This window comes from Cellulomonas bogoriensis 69B4 = DSM 16987, assembly GCF_000767165.1.
Lineage (GTDB): Bacteria > Actinomycetota > Actinomycetes > Actinomycetales > Cellulomonadaceae > Actinotalea > Actinotalea bogoriensis.
Genome location: NZ_AXCZ01000044.1, coordinates 1 through 17,595 on the forward strand (window position 1 = coordinate 1; position 17,595 = coordinate 17,595).

Here is a 17,595-nt window from a genome sequence, read left to right on the forward strand (position 1 = left end):
GCCACGGTGATGCCTTCACCGGTGGTGCGCTGGTGGATCTGATCCAGTCCGGCGGCTTCGACGTACCAGAGGCCATCGTTCTCAGCGAGCGCACCTGCTGGTGCGGCTGCGAACAGTGCGCACACGGCGGCTAGCAGTCCTGCGGTCCGCGCCCGGACACGGGCGCCGAGCGTACGTGCGCCCGGGTGGGCGCGGTCGTGTCCGCGACGTCCTGCGGTGCTGGTCATGTGTGCTCCTGCTCGCGGCCACGGTCTCGCGTGAAACTACCCCGCCTGCTCGCGAGCCGTGCGCCGATCCACACACCGAGCACCCGCGCGGATGGGCACCGGGCCGTCGTGACGAAGGTCGACCGGGGGCGAGGCGCGAGGCTTCACTGCCGCTCCACATGCATCTCACGCCGAGACCGACCGGTATGGCTGGGGCTCAGCCGGCGAACCGCTCCCACCGCCAGGCGAGGAGTTCCCGTTTCGGGCGATCGGTCTTCTTGCTCGGCAGGGTGAGGGTGCGCCCGTGCATGGCCTGGATGCCGTGCTTGAGCATCGGCCCGTCGATCTCTTCGAGGACGTCACGGTTGATCTCGACCGTGTAGTCGGGGCTGACGCCGAGCATGTTCTGGTCGTATGCGGCGTGGTGGATCTTGCACAAGGCGAGGCCGTTGGGGGTCGTTGGCAGGCCGCGCGGGTCGTCGTTGCCGTCGGGGACGATGTGCGCGGCATCGAGCAATGACCCGTGCTTGAGGGAGCACACCGCGCAACGGGTCTGGTAGGCGAGGAGCACCCGGGTGCGGAACGCCGGCTGGTGCAGGCGCTGCTTGGCGAGGCGCATCGCGTACTGCCGTTGTGGTTCAGCGAGGTGCCGGACGTCACCCATGTACCGGAACGCCTCGTCCAGGGCGATGACGAACGCACGGTTCTCAGGCTCGTCGTCCACCACGTAGACCGGCATCACGGGCGTGTAGTAGTTCGCGACCTCCTTGCGGAACAGGATGAGGGGCTGACCGGTCTCCAGCGCGGTGCGCAGCTTGCGGTTGTCACCGCTCCACGGGTCGCCCTTGCGGTAGCTGTAACGCAGCAGGCCGTCGTCGGACTCGGTGTCGTCGTACGGGCCGTTCGCCGTCGCCACGATCGACAGGGTCGACGTGAACGCCGCCGGGTTGCGGATGCCCCGTGAGAAGTCGATCACCGGAAGGTCCTGCCCGTCGATCCGGAAACCCAACAGCTCCTGTCGGTGCAGGAACCCGCCGTTGGCCTCCGCGCGCTCACCGACCCACGCCATGATCCGGCCCCGCAGCTCGGCTTCGACCTTGGAGTCCATGCGCTGAGCTCACCACGCGCCGCACGAGTTGGGAAGGGCCTGCCGAGCATTGCCAGGGGCGCGCGGCAGTCGTCTCGCGTGGCTCGTCCACGCCCGGTGGCCTGGGGCGTCCGCGCCACCCTCAGCCCCGCTACGGTTCGTCCCGTGAACGCCCCCTCGTCCCGGTTCGACCGGACTCCTGCCCACCCGGCTCCCACCGGTCCGGCGCCCGCTGATCCGTCGGACCTGCGCCCCCTGCTGGTGGAGGTGGAGGACGAGGTGCGGCGTCGGCGCGTGCGGCTCCTCGTCCCCGCCGCCGCGGTGCTCCTGCTGTTCGGTGTGCTCATGCTGTTCGGCGCAGGCCACGACCCCTTGTTGGGTTTCGCCGGTGCGGGAGTGGCGCTGTTCGGGGTCGCGTCCACGATCGTGGTGGTGATCCGTCACCGGGCGCGCGGCGTCCGGCTACGTACTGAGCGGGTGGACGGGGCCCCGGCGACGGTGGTGCGGCTGCGGGCGGCAGGCTTCTGGGCCTCGATGGGTGTGCTGGGGGCGATCGCCCTCATCGCGCTGGTCGGCGGCGTCGTCGCGGCCTCCGGCGGGGATGTCGGCCTCGGTGTCGTCCTTGGCGTCGTGGCGGTGGTCGTCGGATGGCCCCTGGTACTTGCTGCGGTGGGCAGGAGCGTCCCGGGTGACGTGACCCTGACCGCCGCGGGGGTGCGGTACCGGATCCTGGGCCTCGAGTCCGTCATCGCCTGGGAGCACCTGGAGGCGGTGACCGTCTTCGAAGGTCGGCGGACGCTGCTCCTCCACCCGGCCCCAGATACCTCCGCAAGCCACCGCTACCGGACGTGGCCGCGAAGGCGACACGCCAAGCGTGAGGGCATGGTCGAGGTCGGGATGCAGGACTGGGGTGTTCTCGCCACAGACGTGGGTCGCCTGATCCTCCACTACGCGCAGAACCCGTCGGACCGCGCCGAGCTCGGCACCCCTGCTGCCACCGGACGTTGGAACCAAGTGACTGCCGCCGCGGTGCCGAGGCGGTTCGACCAGTGGGTCGTCGGTGACCCGGGCACCCGTTCCCACGACGGGACGCACCCTGGCGATGAGGGTGACGCAGGCTGGCCGTTGTGGGTGGACACCTCCCAGGACGCCGCCTTCCGCAGCATCCAGTGGGGCGGCAGGTTGTGGCTGGCTCTCGGTGTGCTGCTAATCCTGCCGGGCGCCTTCGCCATCGGAGAGCCAGGCCCCTGGGGCCCGGTGGCGGTCGGGGCCTTCGCACTGGCTGGTCTGATGACTGTCGCGCTCGGCATGGTCTCCCCCCGACCGCCGGGCCTGGTCGCGGCCGGTCCGTCGGTCCAGGCGCCGACCGCCGACGGTGGGGTGGTGCTGCGCGGCTCGGCCGTCCTCATGCGCATGGGTGCCGTGGTGCTGTTCAGCCTGGCGGTCGGGACCGCGGCGACCACCCTCCTCTTCGCGACCACCCTGATCGCAGGCCTGGGCGGCGTACTCCTGGCGCTGGCGCTGCTGGTCGTGCCGGTACTCGTGGTGACCGGGCGCATGGTGGCGCGCGAGCTGCACCTCGACGAGCACGGGCTCACGTACCGGTCGCGGTGGTCGCGGAGCACCGTGCCGTGGTCTCGCGCGGTGCGGGCGGACCTGCTGCGGGACGGGCAGATCCGGGTCGGTCTGCCGGACGGTGGTTCGATTCGCGTCGACGCGGGTGCCATGGCCGCCTCACCCGGCCAGGTCGCGATCGTTCTCGACCGCTACGCCCGTCACGACGGTCCCCGCGGTGAGACCCGTGACCTCGAGGGGATGCGCCGGGCGTTGCTCCTCACGGGCGAGGACGACGTCGCCCGGTGACGAGGCGCGCCTGCGGGCGCGGCGGACGATCGTGCAGCCCCTACTGCTCCACCTGGTACCCGAGCTCGAGGTCGTCCCCGGCCGACCCGCGGATCGCCCAGTCGTAGCGCGGTGGCTCCACGAGGGTGACCTCGAGGTCCGCCGCCCCGATCCCCAGGCCCTCGACCTCGGTGTCCAGGCAGGCCGATGGCCTCGACCGCAGCCGTGTGCACGACGTCGGAGAGCTCCGCCCGGCGCTCTGTGAGGTGCTCACGTCGACCGTAGATCTTCACCTGGGCCATGACGGCCCCTGCCGCGTGGACTGCGGGCGGTGAGCCGTCCTGGACGTGTTCCCGCCCGGTCTCACTCGATCTCCCAGACCAGCGCGGGCCCCCTGAAGGCCTCGAAATCGCGGATGATGAGGCGCGCCTCGGGTACGGCGTCGTCCGGGACGTCGAAGCAGACGTCGACGGTGACGGCTTCTCCGGTGCGGATCTCACCTGAGCGGTGGACGGGCGTCGTGGGTGCATTCCACCGGCACTCGTTCCTGTGCAAGCGGAGGTCCCCGCCGAGCAACGAGATGTCCAGCTCGCTCGCCTGGTACGGGTCGGGGCCGTCGTTGGCCAGCTCGATCTCCAGCCACACGTACCGGTCGCCCTCGCGCGGGTGCATTCCGTCGACGGCCATGATGCGCTCGTCCGCGGCCAGGTCCCAGGAGAGCACCGTCCCGGTGCGGCCGTTGTCGCCGACGGGCGCGGTCTGGCCGGCATTGACGGTCCCGTAGCCCTCGATCATGGCCAGTTCCCCGTCAGTGAGCCTGTCGTCCAGGCGTAGGCCCTCATCGGTGTCCTCAAGGCCGTAGCCGGTGTCCTCAAGGCTGTCGGTGGTCTCCCCGAGGCTGTCGTTGGTCGCCCCGAGGCCGTCGCCGGCCTCCTCAGGGTCGAGGTTCCAGCTGGCCTCGTACTCCCAGCCGGGGCCCTCCCACGTCGCAGAACGGATGATCACGACGGTGAGGGCCGTCGAGCCGAGCCCGAAGAGGATCGCGACGGCGCCGATGATGATCCCGGCGAGCGCCATGCCGCCGCCCCCGGCCCGCCCGGCGGAGACCCGTCGTCGTGCGACGATCCCCAGGACCAGCCCGGCGATCCCACCGAGGAGCCCCAGGACCCCGATGAACGGGACCCACGCGACCAGCAGCGCCAGGACGGCGAGGACCATCGCGCCGACGGCAAGCCCGACGGGCGGGCCGGGCGTGGTGCTACCCGTCGGTGCGTACACCGGTCCGTAGCCCTGCTGGTACGGGGGTTGCTGGTGCGAGGGCTGCTGGTAGGGGGACTGCTGGTGTGGGCTCTGCGGGTGCGGGGCGTCCTGGTCAGGGCTGGGGTGCCCATCCGTTCTTTCGGTCATGCCGTCAGCCCCTTGTCGCTCGTCGGTTCCTGCCTGTCTCGCCATTGCACCCACTGCTCGACCAGGGACAGGTCGTAGTCCGGCCCGGAGACGCCGATCGTGAACAGGGACACCCCGGCCGCGAGCATCCCGTCGGCGACCTCGTCGGGTGGTGCGTCGACGCCCGCTGACCGCACGACGCCTGTGGTGTCCCTGCCCACTGCGCGGCCGTGCTCGTCGAGGATGGCGCTCTTGCGCGCGATGGTCTCCGCGTCACCGAACCCGTGCCAGATGTCTGCGTGCTCGGCGACCAGCCGCAGCGTCTTGCGCTCACCCCCACCACCGATCATGATCGGCACCGGGCGGACGGGTGCAGGGTTGCCCGCCTCGAGCCGCCGGCGGATCCGCGGCAGGGCCGCGCCGAGGTCGGCGATGCGGGACCCGGCGGTCCCGAACTCGTACCCGAACTGCTGGTAGTCCTTCTCGAACCAGCCGGCCCCGATCCCCAGGATCAGACGCCCGCCGCTGATGTGGTCGACGGTGCGGGCCATGTCGGCCAGGAGGTCGGGGTTGCGGTAGGAGTTGCAGCTCACGAGCGCACCCAGCTCGATGCGGCTGGTCTGCTCGGCCCACGCCCCGAGCATCGTCCAGCACTCGAAGTGCTTGCCGTCCGGGTCCCCGAACAGGGGGAAGAAGTGGTCCCAGTTGAACGCCGCGTCCACGCCCAGGTCCTCAGCGCGTCGCACCGCGTCGCGGATCTGACCGTAGTCGGCGTGCTGGGGTTGGAGCTGGACGGCGATGCGCACGGAGTCGTTCACGGGAGGACTCTAGGACTCTCGGACGGTCCAGCGGCGCCCGGGGGACCACGTTGGGGACGGCCCTGTGTCAAGGCAGGTCACGGCGACGGCGCCTGCTCCACCACCGCAGGAAAGGTGGCACCATGGCGCGATGCGACGGTGCCGCCTGCATGTGACCGGCGCGAGTGGAGCGGGGACCACGACCTTGGCCAGGGCTGTCGCCGACAGCTGGGCCGTCCCGCACGCTGACGCTGATGACTACTTCTGGTTGCCCACGGATCCCGCCTACACCGCCAAGCGGCCTGCGTCCGCGCGGGTCGCGCTGATGGAGCAGGTGTTCCTTCCTCGGCGTGCATGGGTCCTGTCGGGCTCGATGCTGGGTTGGGGCGACCCGGTTGTCGCACGCTGCGATGCGGTGGTGTTCCTCACCCTCGACCCCGCGGAGCGCATTCGCCGCCTTGAGGAGCGTGAACGTGTCCGTCGCGCAGGGAGCCCTGTCGAGGAGTCGGCACACGAGAAGTTCCTCGCCTGGGCGCGCGGGTACGACGACCCGTCGTTCGGCGGGCGCAACCTACGAGCCCACGAGGACTGGTTGGCGACCCTCCGCTGTCCCGTTCTCCGCCTCGACAGCGCACTCTCACCGCACCAGCTGCGCGACGCGGTCCTGGCATGGGCGCCACCTGCGACGTCGAGCTGATCGCTGCAGCAGCTCGCGCGCGGTGGGTGGCTCGCCGGACGTCAGCGCCCGGATCCACCGGGTCGGGGCCGCTCGTTCTCCACAGGCCCGCGCTCGAGGTCAGTCAGCTGGAGCACACTGCACCGCATGCCTCCCGCTCCGATGATCCAGGGTGACGATGTGGAAGATCCTCGCGACAACGTCGGGCCGGGAGCGCCAGGCCGAGACCCACGGTGTGCGGGCACGGCCGACGCTCGCGTTCTCACCAGCCACCCGCACAGTGCAGCGCCCTCCCGCAGTGACCCGATCGTTCCTGCGACGCGGCGCTACTGGGCCAAGAGGACGGCGATCTGGAGCGGGACGTTCGTGATCTTGGTCCCGGTGATGGCGCTCGTTGCGAACATGATGTTCACGCAAAGGCCCGGCAGCCCGGCGGTCTGGCTGATCGCCGTGCCCGCCGCGGTCGCCGCGCTGATCCTCGCCGTCGGCAACGTGGTGTGGGCCGTCGATGGGCCGCGGCGCCCCCGCGGGGGGCAGACAGTGCCTGCCGTCGCTGCTGCTCTCGTTCTGATCGGGCTGGCGATGGCGGCCCTGATGTACAGCTTCGAGCGCGACAGCTGGGCACCTCTGTTCACGATCTTCGCGATGGGGCCGTCCGTGGCGATGATGCTGGTCCAGAGCTTCCGGCTGGCGCGAGCGTGAGCAGGTGCCCCAGCCGAGCGATGGCGGGCAACGGGCCGGGAGCGGGAGCGACTCCAAGGCTCCCGTAGGGTCCTGCGGTGCCCTCGTACCGCGTCCGGATGGTCCTCGGTGACCTGCACGCAGGCGTCGACCCCGCTGACGTCCTGCCCGCCGCGGTGGGTGCTGCGCGCGGCCGCACCGCCGTCGAGGCCGGGCAGGTGGACGTCCGGCAGGGGCAGGCCATGGTGACGGTCCGCTTCGAGGCCCCGGACGACCTCGAGGCCTCGTCCGTCGGGCGGGCTGTCGTGACCCACGTGGACACCATGGTGGTGGTCGAGACCAGTCGGGTAATGCGCCGGGCGGGCGCCAGGTGGTACCCGCTGCGGTGACGGCACCGGCGCCCGGCGCTGACGTCAGGGGAGGGTGAAGGCGTCCGCGCTGCCGGTGAGGGCCAGCAGGTCACGCAGGTGCTGGGGTGCGCCCCGCAGCACCGGTGGCTCTGCGGCGACGTTCGACAGCCACATCAGGGCGCTCAACCCGCTCGAGTCCATGAAGGTGACCTGCGAGCACTCCACGTCCACGGTCCGTCCGCTGCGCGCGGCGTCCTCGAGGGCTGAGGTCAGGTCGTCGTGCACGGCCAGGTCGATCTCCCCGGCGAGCACGAGGTGCACGGCGCCGGGTTCCTCCACGACGGTGACCCGCCCGACACCTCGTGCCGGCGGTTGTCCTGCTGCTGGGGGTAGCAGCTCCACGGCGGGCCCCTTTGCTCGCTCGAGTGCAGTGCCTGGGAGCCCCGAGGGTAAGCACGTCACGCGACAAGGGCCACTCGGGTCGCCACCGGACCAAACCCTCCGCATGGGGACAGGAGGGTTGCCGCGAGTGCCACGGCGCCCGCAGTCAGCAGGCTCCGTCGTCCGGGTCGGCTCCCCATCCGTGCCCTTCCATCAGTTCACCTGGGGTCCTGCGTGAACTTACCCGCCGGTCGCGGGCCTCGCGGCACCGTCCACACCGGAGCGAACGTCGAGCGCCTGAGCAGCAGGAACGGGCCCATGCGCTACAGCCTGCCGACCTCCTGCGCTACAACCTGCCGACCCGCGGCGCCGCAGAGCCTCCACGCCCACCGCTCCCCACCGGTCGCGTCTGACGTGGACCCCGTCGTGGCCCCCTGCTCACGAGCCCGTCCCGTCTCGCGTGACACGGTGCGCGTGACTCTCAAGACGTTCGACGAGGCGGTGCCGGACCTCGTCGACGTCAGGATCTCCGGTGAGCTCGTCGAGTGCGGTCTGTGCCGCGGCGGGTGCGGCGTCGGCGATCTGCCGTGCCCTGGTGAGGAGTGCGTCGCCGTCCACCTGCACCTCATCAGCGAGCCGGCGCCAGGCGTCGGCGTCCATCTGGCCGAAGGTGAAGGTGCCGCCGATGCGCATGGACGCGAGTCGTCGTTCCTCAGGTTGGTCGTAGGCCAGGCCCGTGGCCACGTCGTACAGCGGGGCGACGGTGACGGCCTCACCGTCGAGAAGCACGGCGTAGTTCCGCCCGTGGGCATCAGGGGCGCCGATGACGGTGTTGTAGATCACCCCGTCCAGGAATCGGGTGACGTTCGTGCGCGCCGCGGCCGGTGTCGGGGACACCTCGCGCAGCAGCCGGGTGATGTCTGCCACGGACGGGCCACCGTACTCCTCGTACTTGGCGTCGGTACCCAGCGCTTGGCACATGTCCTCCTGGTGGCGGCGTTGGACGATGCCGGCGTCGTCAGCGAACCGGTCGAACCGGGTTACCACGATCGCGTCCTGCGACTTGAACGTCGCGTACTCGGTCCCCGCCACGTCCAGGCCGATGAGGTGGGCGGCGCGCATGCTCACATGCTCGATCAGGGCCTGCGCCCGCAGGCGGCGGATCCCGGGCTTGAGGATGTGCGTCGTCGGCTCGGCCCCATGCGCGATGAACCAGGCGCCCGCGTGGCGTCGAAGGGCGACCTTGCCCTGGGTGCCGCCGAGCGACCAGTGCTCCCCAGGCATGACCCATGAGGCGTCCTCGTCGAGCTCCATCGCGTCCAGCCGCGCCTCGATCTCCCCGTCGGAGCACGGTTCCAGCGACCCGCCGCGCTCCAGGGTGGAGTCGACCTGGTGCGGCGGGCACAGCTGAACTGCACCGGCGCAGTCCTGACCGACGGCTGCCAGGAGGTCCAGGAGGTCGCTGGGGTCAGCACCGTGCGCGCGCCCGATCGCGGCACGCACCCCGCCGCTCTCCGGCAGGAGTGCGTCGAGGAAGACGTGGACCGGCGCTCCGACGTGCGGGCTGGTCTCTGGGGGGAGGGACAGCGACAGGGGTGTGCCGTCGCCCTCGCCGGTGTAGGTCAGGCGCAGCGTCCCGGGGCGTGCGCGTGTGACGGTCGCGACGACGTGCCCACCGAGCAGGACGGCGAGCTCCCCGGTCACGGGGCGTCCTCAGGTGCGTCGTCGCGGATCATGAGGCTGGCGTCCAGGGCGTCGAGGGTGCGCATCAGGCGACCGACCTCCAGGCCTCGCGTCCGGCTGCCCTCGAGCGCGACCAGCCACTGCCTGGACACCTGGGCCTTCTCGGCGAGCTCGGCCTGGGTCCAACCGCGGCGCAGGCGCAACGCCTTGACGGCCGTGCCGAGCTTGGTCAGAGACCGGGCGTTCAGGAGCGTCGCGTCAGGCCTCACGCGGGTCAACGTACGGCGACACGCGTGCGATGTCAACGAATCGCGACATCGTGCACGTGTCGACGTACGGTGACATCACAGGTCCACCAACCGCAGCTGGACGTGAGCGGTCGAGCCGACGTCCAGCCCTTCGCGCTCGCGGACGGCACGTTTGACGGGCAGGACGTAGGTGCCGGCTGCGCCGTCCGGGAAGATCGAGGTGCGCCAGGTCGAGGACCCCACCGAGGTCTCGACGCGGACGGACCCGAACCCGCGCGTCACCGGCCCCGCGAGGTCGAGGATCTCGTCGGCGACGTCGGTCGGCAGGCTCACGAACGTCCAGTGGTCGGTGCGTGACTCCCACCGCCAGAGGTCGGCGTCGAACTCGTACGTCACGCGCCCATGCTCCCGCCGGTGAGGTCCCGTGGCGTCGGGGCCGGTGGGGACAGCTCCCGGCGCATGAGGCGACGTTCCCGGTGGCCGGCGCGGACCACGAAGCACTCACCCTCCATGTAGGTGGGGCGGTCGGTGTTCGACAGGCGCGCGTCCCGGTAGCTCATGCACCAGCAGGCACCGGCGCCGGGCTTGCGGGTGCCGACGAGCGTGGTCAGGTCCTCGAAGCGCCCCACCGCGGACCGCACCTGGATCCCCATCCACCCACCGTAGGGGCACCCGTGCGGTGGCTCAACGGGCGCAGGGCGCCGGGTCGCCGCCACCCGGGGGAGCGTCGGCGGCGGGCACCTGCGCGACCTGCACGCGCGGAAGGAACACGTGGATCAGCGGCCCGATGGTGAGGGCGAACAGGATGGTGCCCGCCCCGAACACACCCCCGAGCGCCCAGCCCAGGGCGACGACGGCGACCTCCAGGGTCGTACGGATCAACCGCACCGACCTGCCGGTGCGCGCGACCAGACCCGTCATCAACCCGTCCCGCGGCCCGGGCCCGAACCGGGCACCGATGTACGCCGCGGTCGCAACCGCGTTCAGGACGATCCCCGCGACCAGCAACCCCACCCGCACCGGCAGCGGCAGGCCCGCGGGCATGACCAGCAGCGTGACGTCCGCGACCGGCCCCACCAGCAGGGCGTTGCTGACGGTCCCCAGCCCGGGGCGCTGCCGCAACGGCACCCACAGGAGCAGCGCCAGCAACGACACCGCGACGGTCACCGTGCCCAGCGTCAGGCCCGTGCTGCGCGCCACCCCCTGGTGCAGCACGTCCCACGGGATGTTGCCCAGCTCGGACCGGATGACCATCACCATGCTCACCCCGAACAGCACCAACCCTGTGTACAGCTGCACCAACCGGCGGGTCAGCCGGCGAGGAGCCGGTGGGCGGGTACGGGAGTCCACCCGGCCAAGTGTGCGGCACCCGGCGACCGGCACGCGTGTGGGACCGATGCGTTGCGGATTCCGTCACCGGGCGGTCCCACGACCGCTGGGGCTGCCTGGTCTCGGTGCTACGGTCGGCGCGGCCACGGCACGTGGCGGTTCACGGATCGGGCTCCGAGGCCGGGCGGGCAGCGGGGGCATACCCGGCGCGGCGTTCTCGTGCCCACGTCCGGCGAGGGGGAGGGTCCGCGTGTCGGTGAAAGTGGCACACCTGCACAAGAGCTAGGGGCGTGTCGCCGCCGTGACGGATCTGTCGTTCACGGTGGACGCCGGCTCGGTGTTCGCGTTCCTGGGGTCGAACGGTGCGGGCAAGTCCACGACCATCGGTTGCATCACGACCACGTTGGCCCCGACAGAGGGTCAGATCGAGGTCAACGGCTACGACGTCGTCAAGGACGCTCACGAGGTGCGAAGGAGCATCGGCGTCGTCTTCCAGAACTCGTTGCTCGACCCGCTCCTGACCGTCAGGGAGAACCTCGCGGTGCGTGCGGGCTTCTACGGGTTGGGCAAGCGGCACGCTGCCGCCCGGATCGATGAGCTGTCGGAACTGATCGGTCTCTCGTCGTTCATGACCCGCAGGTACGGGCAGCTCTCCGGTGGGCAGCAGCGCCGCACCGACATCGCCCGTGCGCTCATCCACTCACCCGCCGTCGTCTTCCTGGACGAGCCCACCGCCGGGCTCGACCCTCAGTCGCGGGACCAGATCTGGAAGACGATCCAGCAGCTGCGCGCGAGCAGCGGGACGACTGTCTTCCTCACCACCCACTACATGGAGGAGACCGAGCGGGCCGACAGCGTGTGCATCATCGACCGCGGGGAGATCGTCGCCCAGGGCACGCCGGCCGAGCTGCGCGCCCGCTACAGCTCCAGCATCCTCACGGTCCGGTCGGCCCGCCCAGAGGCTGTGCTCGACCGGCTCGCGGAGCTCGGGTTCGGCTCAGGGCCTCGGGTCGACGGTGAGGACATCGTGGTCCCCGTCGAGTCCTCAGCCCAGGCCCGGACGATCCTCGCAGAGGTCGACGTCGACGACTTCGAGTTCCGTCACGGGACCATGGACGACGTGTTCCTCGCGGTCACCCGGGAGGCGGGCGCGTGAGGGCGATCGGACTTCTCACCCGCCGCAACCTCCGCCTGTTCTTCCGGGACCGTGCAGCTGTCTTCTTCTCGTTGCTGTCCGCACTGATTCTCATCGCTCTCTACGCGCTGTTCCTGGGCAACCTCCAGGTGGAGAACCTGAACGAGAGACTTCCCGGCGCGTCGGCCGACGACATCCTGTGGTTCGTCAACACGTGGGTGTTCGCCGGGATCACGATGATCACGACGCTCACCACCGGACTCGCGGCGCTGAGCGTCTTCGTCGAGGACAACGCGACGGGGCGTTTCCGGGACTTCCTCGTCTCGCCCGTGCGCAGGACCGGGCTCGTCCTGGGCTACTTCCTCTCCAGCTTCATCGTCTCCGTGGTGATGAGCCTGCTCATCGTCGTGGTCGGCCAGTTGTACGTGCTGACTCGCGGCAGCCCGACGATGACGGTGGCGCAGATCGCGGAGGTCGTCGCGTGGGTGGCGTTGTCCGGTGCCGCGTATGCCGCCTTCTCGAGCTTCGTGGTGACCTTCCTCCGGAGCGCCGGGGCGTTCGCCGCGTTGTCCACCGTCGTCGGCACGGTCATCGGGTTCCTCGCCGGGGCGTACATCCCTGTGGGGACTCTGCCGTCCGGGGTCGTGAACGTCCTCAACGCACTCCCGTTCGCCCATTCGGCGATGCTGCTCCGAGGGCCGTACATGGCAGAGGCGATGGACGCGGTGACCGACGGGCCCGGGCAGGCCGAGGCCGTCGCAGCCTTGAGCGACTTCTACGGACTCACCGCGTCCGTTGGAGCAGTCGAGATCACCGAGGGAATCGCCAGCGGCGTGCTCGTGGCTGTGCTCGTGCTCTTCGCAGCACTCGGCGCATGGCGCCTGTCCCGGAGAATCAGGTGACCTGCGTGACCAGGGGGATGCCGGTGGCCGTCAGTCGACCGGTGTGCCGGTCGTTCGGTCGGGTGCAGGTTCGAGGTCAAAGGACTCCTGGGACGCGGGAGACTCGAGCATGACCATCAGGAAGGCGCCCGCGACGAATCCGAGGGTCGCGACCACGATCGCGGCCATCGCTCAGGTGGCCGACTACACCTACGACGCGATGTGATCGGCTGTCCTCGTCGCTCCGGGTCCCGAGTGAGCAGGCCTGCTACTTGGTGGGCATCCTCAGCACGAGCACCAGCAGGGCCCCTGCCATCAGCACCATCAACGCATTGATCAGCAATGCTGGCCAGATGTAGGGGTCACCGGTCGTGAGGTGCCGGAACACCTGCCATCCGACACCGGCGGCTCCGATCGTCAGGATCACGGTGTTGAGGACCACTGCTCGTTTGCGCTGCCACGGTTTCACGCCTGCCACGGTAGAGGAGGCACCCCGCCGGCCGTCGGGCGCGGGCCGAGGTGGTCCCGCGGCTGGCGTGGTCACGCGGGCAGGACGTACAGGTACATCAGCAGGTAGTGGAGGGTGGCGGCGAGGACGACGATCAGGTGCCAGATCTCGTGGAACCCCAGCACCCCGGGCACCGGGTTGGGGCGCTCGATCACGAAGATCACGAACCCTGCGCTGTAGGCCAGCCCGCCGGCGGCCATGAGGATGTACGCCCCGACCGGCAGGGGCACGCCCGCGCCGGCGAGCAGCACCGGCATCCACCCGAGCACGATGTACAGGGTGTTGGTCACGTACTTCGGCAACGTCCGCAGGAGCGACCGCAGGACGATCCCGGCGGCGGCGATCGCCCACACCACACCCAGCACCGTCCACCCGTAGGTGTTGCGGAACAGCACGAGCACCAGCGGTGTGATCGACCCGGCGATCAGCAGGAACACCGAGCAGTAGTCCAGGGTGCGCAGGATCTCGTTGACCCGGGGGCCACGGTCGATGCCGTGGTGCAGGGTGCTGGACGCGAACAGCGTCACGATCGACACCCCGTACACGCTGAACCCGACGATCTTCCACGGGTCACCCTGGGCGCCGGCCTGTGCGATCAGCAGCGCCGCGCCCACCAGCGCGAAGCACGTGGCCGCCAGGTGGGAGACGGTGTTGAGACGCTCGTCGGTGACGTGGACGCTGCCGTCCCTGCTCAACGTCCTGGTCTCCACCGCAACCTTCCCTGTCCGACGGCCGCCACGGTCGCCCGGGCGGTCACGCTGCGCCGCCCCGACGAATCCTAGGCCGCCGCACGCGCCCGCGGTTGGGCCCGTGGACGCGCGCCGGCGACGGTCGCGGCCGGAGCCGTCCCTGCCACGACCGGCTGGCCCAGGTCGCGTCCGAGCTGCCGACCCCTGTTGAATCCATACCTCTAGCAGTATGATTGCGCCATGGACGCTGCCACGCTCATCCGCACGAGCCGCGAGGCCGCGGGGCTCAGCCAGGACGCTTTGGCGGCGCGGGCCGGCACGTCGCAGCCAGCGGTCTCGCGTTACGAGTCGGGCGCCAGCTCGCCGGCAGTGGAGACGCTCGACCGACTCCTGGCGGCGATGGGGGCACGCCTGGAGCTACGTGCTGCGGCCGCGCCGCGTCGCCTCGACGTCCGTGCGCCGCGGATGGCGAAGCTGCGGGCGAACCGCGCAGGGGTGCGCCGTATCGCGCACCGGCACGGCGCGTCGAATGTGCGGGTCTTCGGCTCGGTGGCCCGGGGTGAGGACGGCCCGGACTCCGATGTCGACCTCCTTGTCGACCTCGATGTGCACACCCGTGGTCTGCTGCCGCTAGGGGCGATCGCCGACGAGCTCTCGGCGCTCCTGGGTGAGCGTGTCGACGTCGCGCCGGCCGGTGCCTTGGCGCCGCACGTGGCCGACACGGCCCTGGCCGAGGCTGTACCGCTGTGAGCCGGACGGACCGGCACCGTCTGGGCGACATACTGGCGGCCGTCGAAGCGATAGACCAAGCCGAGGCCGTGGCACACAGGCACTCCGATGACGGCGAACTACCCGAGGTCGTGCTGGCCGCGATCCAGTTCCACGTGTTCACCATCGGAGAGGCTGTCAAGGCGCTGTCTGCGGGGGTCAAGGACCGACAGCCCGGCGTCCCATGGTCGGATATCGCACGGATGCGCGACCTGATCGGTCACCACTACTACAAACTCGACGCGGCCATCGTCCGCGCGACGCTCGGCGCCCCGCTGGATCAGCTACGCACCGCGTGTGAAGCGTTGCTCGCCGACGATGCGGACCAATCGCCCGGCACCGTCTGAGCGTCCCGCCATCGTGATGCGGTCGCGAGGATCGTGCTCGAACCCTTTCGCGGTGGCGCCGGTCTGCCAGCGCGACGACTCGAGGGACGTTTGCCAGGGGACCCGTCACGCTCTGAACTGCGAAAACGACGGAGCGGGTGACGGGAATCGAACCCGCGCTGTCAGCTTGGGAAGCTGAAGTTCTACCATTGAACTACACCCGCGAGCGCCCGACGTCGGGCGGCGCGGGTCGATCATACCCGTCGGGGCGGCTGGGCGCGAAGCCCGCTCCGACGGGCCCGTGGGTCGGGGCCGGGTGGGGCGTGGTGCACCGGGGAGGGGCCGGGCCGGTCCGCGGACCGTCCACAGATTTCGTCCACACCTCTGTGGACAGGGTGTGGATGCGCACCTCAGCTTGTGGACGAACCTGTGCATGTTCGAGGCGCCGAAATCGATGTCGACGGCCCCTTGCGACACGCCCGACGGCAGGACTAGAACGGCGGGGACGGCTCGTCGTGGGTGCGCGATCACCAAGATCGTCCACGGGGTGCCGGGGCCGACGGAGAACGGCGGGAACCCGAAGGTGTGGACCCGAGGGCTGTGGGCGGCGCCACAGACACCCGACGGAGCCGGAGGCCCGTGGTCGGACGCACGCCCGTCGCGTTCGACAACCCGCACCGCCGCTGCGGGATCGTGAGGCTCGCGGGTCTTGCGTTGACGGTCAGCAGGGCCCCTCGAACGCTTACTTCGAGGGGCCCTCGCTGCACTCCGTGAGTTCCCGACGTCTGGGCTTTGCCCAGGGTCTGCGCGTGGCGACCCGGTGCGGTGCGGCACCCGCTACCGTGGCCCCGTGCTGCTCTCCGACCGCGACATCAGGGCCGAGCTGGACTCCGGGCGCATCGGCCTGGACCCGTACGAGGCGGCGATGATCCAGCCGTCCAGCATCGACGTGCGCCTGGACAGGTACTTCCGGTTGTTCGACAACCACAAGTACGCGGTCATCGACCCGTCGCTGGACCAGCCCGAGCTGACCCGACTGGTCGAGGTGACCGGTGACGAGCCGTTCGTCCTGCACCCGGGGGAGTTCGTGCTGGCGTCGACGTTCGAGCAGGTCACGTTGCCGGATGATGTCGCGGCCCGGTTGGAGGGCAAGTCGTCGCTGGGTCGGTTGGGCTTGTTGACGCACTCGACGGCGGGGTTCATCGACCCGGGGTTCACCGGTCACGTGACTCTCGAGCTGTCGAACATGGCGACCTTGCCGATCACGTTGTGGCCGGGCATGAAGATCGGCCAGATGTGCTTCTTCCGCTTGTCGTCCCCTGCGGAGCACCCGTACGGGTCGCAGGTGTACGGGTCGCGGTACCAGGGGCAGCGGGGTCCGACGGCGTCCCGGTCGTTCCAGTCGTTCCACCGCACCCAGGTGTGACATACCGGGCCACACCGGGGCCGGTACGAAGCATGTCGGCAACACACGGGATCTAGGCTCGGCACATGCCGCTGCCTGCGTTGGATCCGTCCTCCGACGACGTCGCCCGCCACCACGTGCTGGTCCTCCCGCCGGACGTGGGTCCGGACGAGATCGAGACGCTGGCGATCAGCCGTTTCGCGCGCGCCGTGTGGGAGGTGCAGCCGTCGGCGGTGCCGCCGCGCGCCAGCGGAGGTGCGCGAGGTCTGCGGATGACGGTCGCCCCACCGGGTGTGCTGCGGGTGTCGCGGCACAGCACCGTGGAGGGCCCGTTCACGTTGGACCGTTCGGCCAACACGACGTTGGGGGTGCCGACGTCCGCGGGTGTCGCGTACGTCCTGCGCGCCCCGGTCGAGCGGGGGCCGCGCCCGTGGCCGGGTGGTGGTGACCGGGACGGTCTGGCGCGCGCGTTCCCCGAGGGGCTGCCCGTCCGTGACGAGGAGCGCGTGGTGAAGTGGCTGGTGGACGTGGCCCGACGCCTGGGTGGCGCGGTGCGGGTGGCCCCCAACCAGGAGGGGAACCCCACCGTCCTGGTGCCCGACCCTGCCGCGGCCGTGGACCTGACGGTGTGGACGGACCTGTGGTTGGACCCCGACGCGGCCCTCACGGTGATCCGTCAGGCGGTCCCGCGGGCGCGCCTGAACCTGCCGGACGGCACGTGGTCCGGTCCCCCCGCCGGCATCGGGCAGCGCCCCGTCCCCGGCACTGAGGACATGGACGAGGCCGCGCGCACCGCGTTGCACGCCGCCGCGGACGAGTACGACCTGCGCGCGTTGACCGAACCGGAGCCGATGCGCGGGTTCGGTGCCCTGGTGGACCTCGACATGGACGGCATCATCGCGGTCGAGGTCGCCGGCGAGACGGTCCTGCCACCGGTGATCGCGGACCTGCCGTGGGCTGAGCAGGGCGCCATCGGGTACACCGTCCACTGGGAACCCCCGGACGTCGCCGACATGGAGGACGAGCGTCCGTCCCTCGCGCACAAGGTCGCCCGTGGACGGTCCACCCCGCTGGTCGTGGCGATCGCCCGCGCCCTCCACAAGTCCGTCGGCGGCGAGATCACCGACATGATGGGCTTCATCGTCGACCCCGCCGACCTCTGACCCACAGCCCCACGCCGCCCCACCCCCGCCCATCCCCGCCCTGGCCGGGCCGGG

At 70.7% G+C, this 17,595-nt stretch carries 22 protein-coding genes and 1 tRNA gene; 10 read left to right on the plus strand and 13 right to left on the minus strand.

The window, feature by feature from the left end; translation table 11 throughout:
• Positions 1-423: 423 nt before the first annotated feature.
• Complete coding sequence (locus N869_RS06100; RefSeq protein WP_035059272.1) at positions 424-1,314, minus strand: HNH endonuclease; 891 nt, start codon at positions 1,312-1,314, stop codon at positions 424-426.
• A 144-nt stretch (positions 1,315-1,458) separates the two neighbouring features.
• Here N869_RS06100 and N869_RS06105 point away from each other — a divergent pair, with 144 nt between their 5' ends.
• Complete coding sequence (locus tag N869_RS06105; protein WP_035059273.1) at positions 1,459-3,156, plus strand: hypothetical protein; 1,698 nt, start codon at positions 1,459-1,461, stop codon at positions 3,154-3,156.
• A 40-nt stretch (positions 3,157-3,196) separates the two neighbouring features.
• Here N869_RS06105 and N869_RS06110 read toward each other — a convergent pair whose 3' ends face one another.
• From N869_RS06110 to N869_RS06120, 3 genes are all read right to left on the minus strand, one after another.
• The gene (locus N869_RS06110) at positions 3,197-3,409 is read right to left on the minus strand and encodes a tautomerase family protein (RefSeq protein ID WP_035059275.1); all 213 of its coding nucleotides are present in this window, start codon (positions 3,407-3,409) and stop codon (positions 3,197-3,199) included.
• An 89-nt stretch (positions 3,410-3,498) separates the two neighbouring features.
• Positions 3,499-4,542 carry a DUF4190 domain-containing protein gene (locus N869_RS16465; protein WP_156968387.1) on the minus strand — a complete coding sequence of 348 codons (1,044 nt, stop codon included), beginning with the start codon at positions 4,540-4,542 and terminating at the stop codon, positions 3,499-3,501.
• Complete coding sequence (locus N869_RS06120; protein ID WP_035059277.1) at positions 4,539-5,339, minus strand: LLM class F420-dependent oxidoreductase; 801 nt, start codon at positions 5,337-5,339, stop codon at positions 4,539-4,541. Before N869_RS06120 ends, N869_RS16465 begins: the two co-directional genes overlap by 4 nt.
• Before the next feature lie 130 nt (positions 5,340-5,469).
• On the opposite strand from N869_RS06120, the gene N869_RS06125 reads away from it, so the two are divergent.
• The 3 genes from N869_RS06125 to N869_RS06135 all read left to right on the plus strand — a co-directional run bounded on the left by N869_RS06125 (position 5,470) and on the right by N869_RS06135 (position 7,064).
• Positions 5,470-6,015: a P-loop NTPase family protein gene (locus tag N869_RS06125; protein ID WP_035059279.1), complete on the plus strand. Its 546-nt coding sequence runs from the start codon at positions 5,470-5,472 to the stop codon at positions 6,013-6,015.
• A gap of 345 nt (positions 6,016-6,360) precedes the next feature.
• Positions 6,361-6,696 carry a hypothetical protein gene (locus N869_RS06130; RefSeq protein WP_035059281.1) on the plus strand — a complete coding sequence of 112 codons (336 nt, stop codon included), beginning with the start codon at positions 6,361-6,363 and terminating at the stop codon, positions 6,694-6,696.
• Between the two features lie 77 nt (positions 6,697-6,773).
• Positions 6,774-7,064 carry a hypothetical protein gene (locus N869_RS06135; RefSeq protein WP_035059283.1) on the plus strand — a complete coding sequence of 97 codons (291 nt, stop codon included), beginning with the start codon at positions 6,774-6,776 and terminating at the stop codon, positions 7,062-7,064.
• A gap of 24 nt (positions 7,065-7,088) precedes the next feature.
• Here N869_RS06135 and N869_RS16900 read toward each other — a convergent pair whose 3' ends face one another.
• The 6 genes from N869_RS16900 to yczE all read right to left on the minus strand — a co-directional run bounded on the left by N869_RS16900 (position 7,089) and on the right by yczE (position 10,687).
• Positions 7,089-7,427, minus strand: a complete 339-nt coding sequence (locus N869_RS16900; RefSeq protein ID WP_198025982.1) for an STAS domain-containing protein — start codon at positions 7,425-7,427, stop codon at positions 7,089-7,091.
• 417 nt (positions 7,428-7,844) lie between these two features.
• On the minus strand, positions 7,845-9,110 hold the full coding sequence (locus N869_RS06145; RefSeq protein ID WP_035059285.1) for a HipA domain-containing protein: 1,266 nt from the start codon (positions 9,108-9,110) through the stop codon (positions 7,845-7,847).
• A complete protein-coding gene (locus tag N869_RS06150; RefSeq protein ID WP_035059287.1) occupies positions 9,107-9,358 on the minus strand; it encodes a helix-turn-helix domain-containing protein in 252 nt (83 codons plus the stop codon). The genes N869_RS06145 and N869_RS06150 overlap by 4 nt, the downstream gene beginning before the upstream one ends.
• A 75-nt stretch (positions 9,359-9,433) precedes the next feature.
• Entirely contained in the window at positions 9,434-9,733 is a 300-nt protein-coding gene (locus N869_RS06155) for a DUF1905 domain-containing protein (protein ID WP_035059289.1), read from the minus strand.
• Positions 9,730-9,990 carry a hypothetical protein gene (locus N869_RS06160; protein WP_035059290.1) on the minus strand — a complete coding sequence of 87 codons (261 nt, stop codon included), beginning with the start codon at positions 9,988-9,990 and terminating at the stop codon, positions 9,730-9,732. Before N869_RS06160 ends, N869_RS06155 begins: the two co-directional genes overlap by 4 nt.
• A gap of 31 nt (positions 9,991-10,021) precedes the next feature.
• On the minus strand, positions 10,022-10,687 hold the full coding sequence (gene yczE / locus N869_RS06165) for a membrane protein YczE (RefSeq protein WP_052105145.1): 666 nt from the start codon (positions 10,685-10,687) through the stop codon (positions 10,022-10,024).
• Positions 10,688-10,967: 280 nt separating this feature from the next.
• On the opposite strand from yczE, the gene N869_RS06170 reads away from it, so the two are divergent.
• Positions 10,968-11,822, plus strand: coding sequence for an ABC transporter ATP-binding protein (locus N869_RS06170; RefSeq protein ID WP_156968388.1), 855 nt, complete (start codon positions 10,968-10,970; stop codon positions 11,820-11,822).
• A complete protein-coding gene (locus N869_RS06175; RefSeq protein ID WP_035059292.1) occupies positions 11,819-12,703 on the plus strand; it encodes an ABC transporter permease in 885 nt (294 codons plus the stop codon). The genes N869_RS06170 and N869_RS06175 overlap by 4 nt, the downstream gene beginning before the upstream one ends.
• Before the next feature lie 247 nt (positions 12,704-12,950).
• On the opposite strand, the gene N869_RS17315 is transcribed toward N869_RS06175, so the two are convergent.
• The gene (locus N869_RS17315; protein ID WP_156968389.1) at positions 12,951-13,151 is read right to left on the minus strand and encodes a hypothetical protein; all 201 of its coding nucleotides are present in this window, start codon (positions 13,149-13,151) and stop codon (positions 12,951-12,953) included.
• A 71-nt stretch (positions 13,152-13,222) separates the two neighbouring features.
• Positions 13,223-13,900 (minus strand): PAQR family membrane homeostasis protein TrhA, encoded by a 678-nt coding sequence (trhA, locus tag N869_RS06180; RefSeq protein ID WP_035059294.1) that lies wholly within the window; start codon positions 13,898-13,900, stop codon positions 13,223-13,225.
• Positions 13,901-14,119: 219 nt separating this feature from the next.
• Here trhA and N869_RS06185 point away from each other — a divergent pair, with 219 nt between their 5' ends.
• Complete coding sequence (locus tag N869_RS06185) at positions 14,120-14,629, plus strand: helix-turn-helix domain-containing protein (RefSeq protein ID WP_035059296.1); 510 nt, start codon at positions 14,120-14,122, stop codon at positions 14,627-14,629.
• On the plus strand, positions 14,626-14,994 hold the full coding sequence (locus N869_RS06190) for a HepT-like ribonuclease domain-containing protein (RefSeq protein WP_052105146.1): 369 nt from the start codon (positions 14,626-14,628) through the stop codon (positions 14,992-14,994). Before N869_RS06185 ends, N869_RS06190 begins: the two co-directional genes overlap by 4 nt.
• 132 nt (positions 14,995-15,126) lie before the next feature.
• On the opposite strand, the gene N869_RS06195 is transcribed toward N869_RS06190, so the two are convergent.
• Positions 15,127-15,197, minus strand: a tRNA-Gly gene (locus N869_RS06195).
• Between the two features lie 626 nt (positions 15,198-15,823).
• Between N869_RS06195 and dcd the strand changes: the two genes are divergently transcribed.
• Together dcd and N869_RS06205 are read left to right on the plus strand one after the other, a co-directional pair.
• Entirely contained in the window at positions 15,824-16,399 is a 576-nt protein-coding gene (gene dcd / locus N869_RS06200) for a dCTP deaminase (protein WP_035059309.1), read from the plus strand.
• 65 nt (positions 16,400-16,464) lie between these two features.
• Positions 16,465-17,541 (plus strand): hypothetical protein, encoded by a 1,077-nt coding sequence (locus N869_RS06205; protein ID WP_035059298.1) that lies wholly within the window; start codon positions 16,465-16,467, stop codon positions 17,539-17,541.
• Positions 17,542-17,595: the final 54 nt, after the last annotated feature.

What these genes read in the sequence shown, in the direction of transcription:
- N869_RS06100 (WP_035059272.1), bottom strand. Translation starts at nt 1,314, where the DNA reads ATGGACTCCAAGGTCGAAGCCGAGCTGCGGGGCCGGATCATGGCGTGG.
- N869_RS16465 (WP_156968387.1), bottom strand. Translation starts at nt 4,542, where the DNA reads ATGACCGAAAGAACGGATGGGCACCCCAGCCCTGACCAGGACGCCCCG.
- N869_RS06125 (WP_035059279.1), top strand. Translation starts at nt 5,470, where the DNA reads ATGCGACGGTGCCGCCTGCATGTGACCGGCGCGAGTGGAGCGGGGACC.
- N869_RS06160 (WP_035059290.1), bottom strand. Translation starts at nt 9,990, where the DNA reads ATGGGGATCCAGGTGCGGTCCGCGGTGGGGCGCTTCGAGGACCTGACC.
- N869_RS06185 (WP_035059296.1), top strand. Translation starts at nt 14,120, where the DNA reads ATGGACGCTGCCACGCTCATCCGCACGAGCCGCGAGGCCGCGGGGCTC.
- N869_RS06205 (WP_035059298.1), top strand. Translation starts at nt 16,465, where the DNA reads ATGCCGCTGCCTGCGTTGGATCCGTCCTCCGACGACGTCGCCCGCCAC.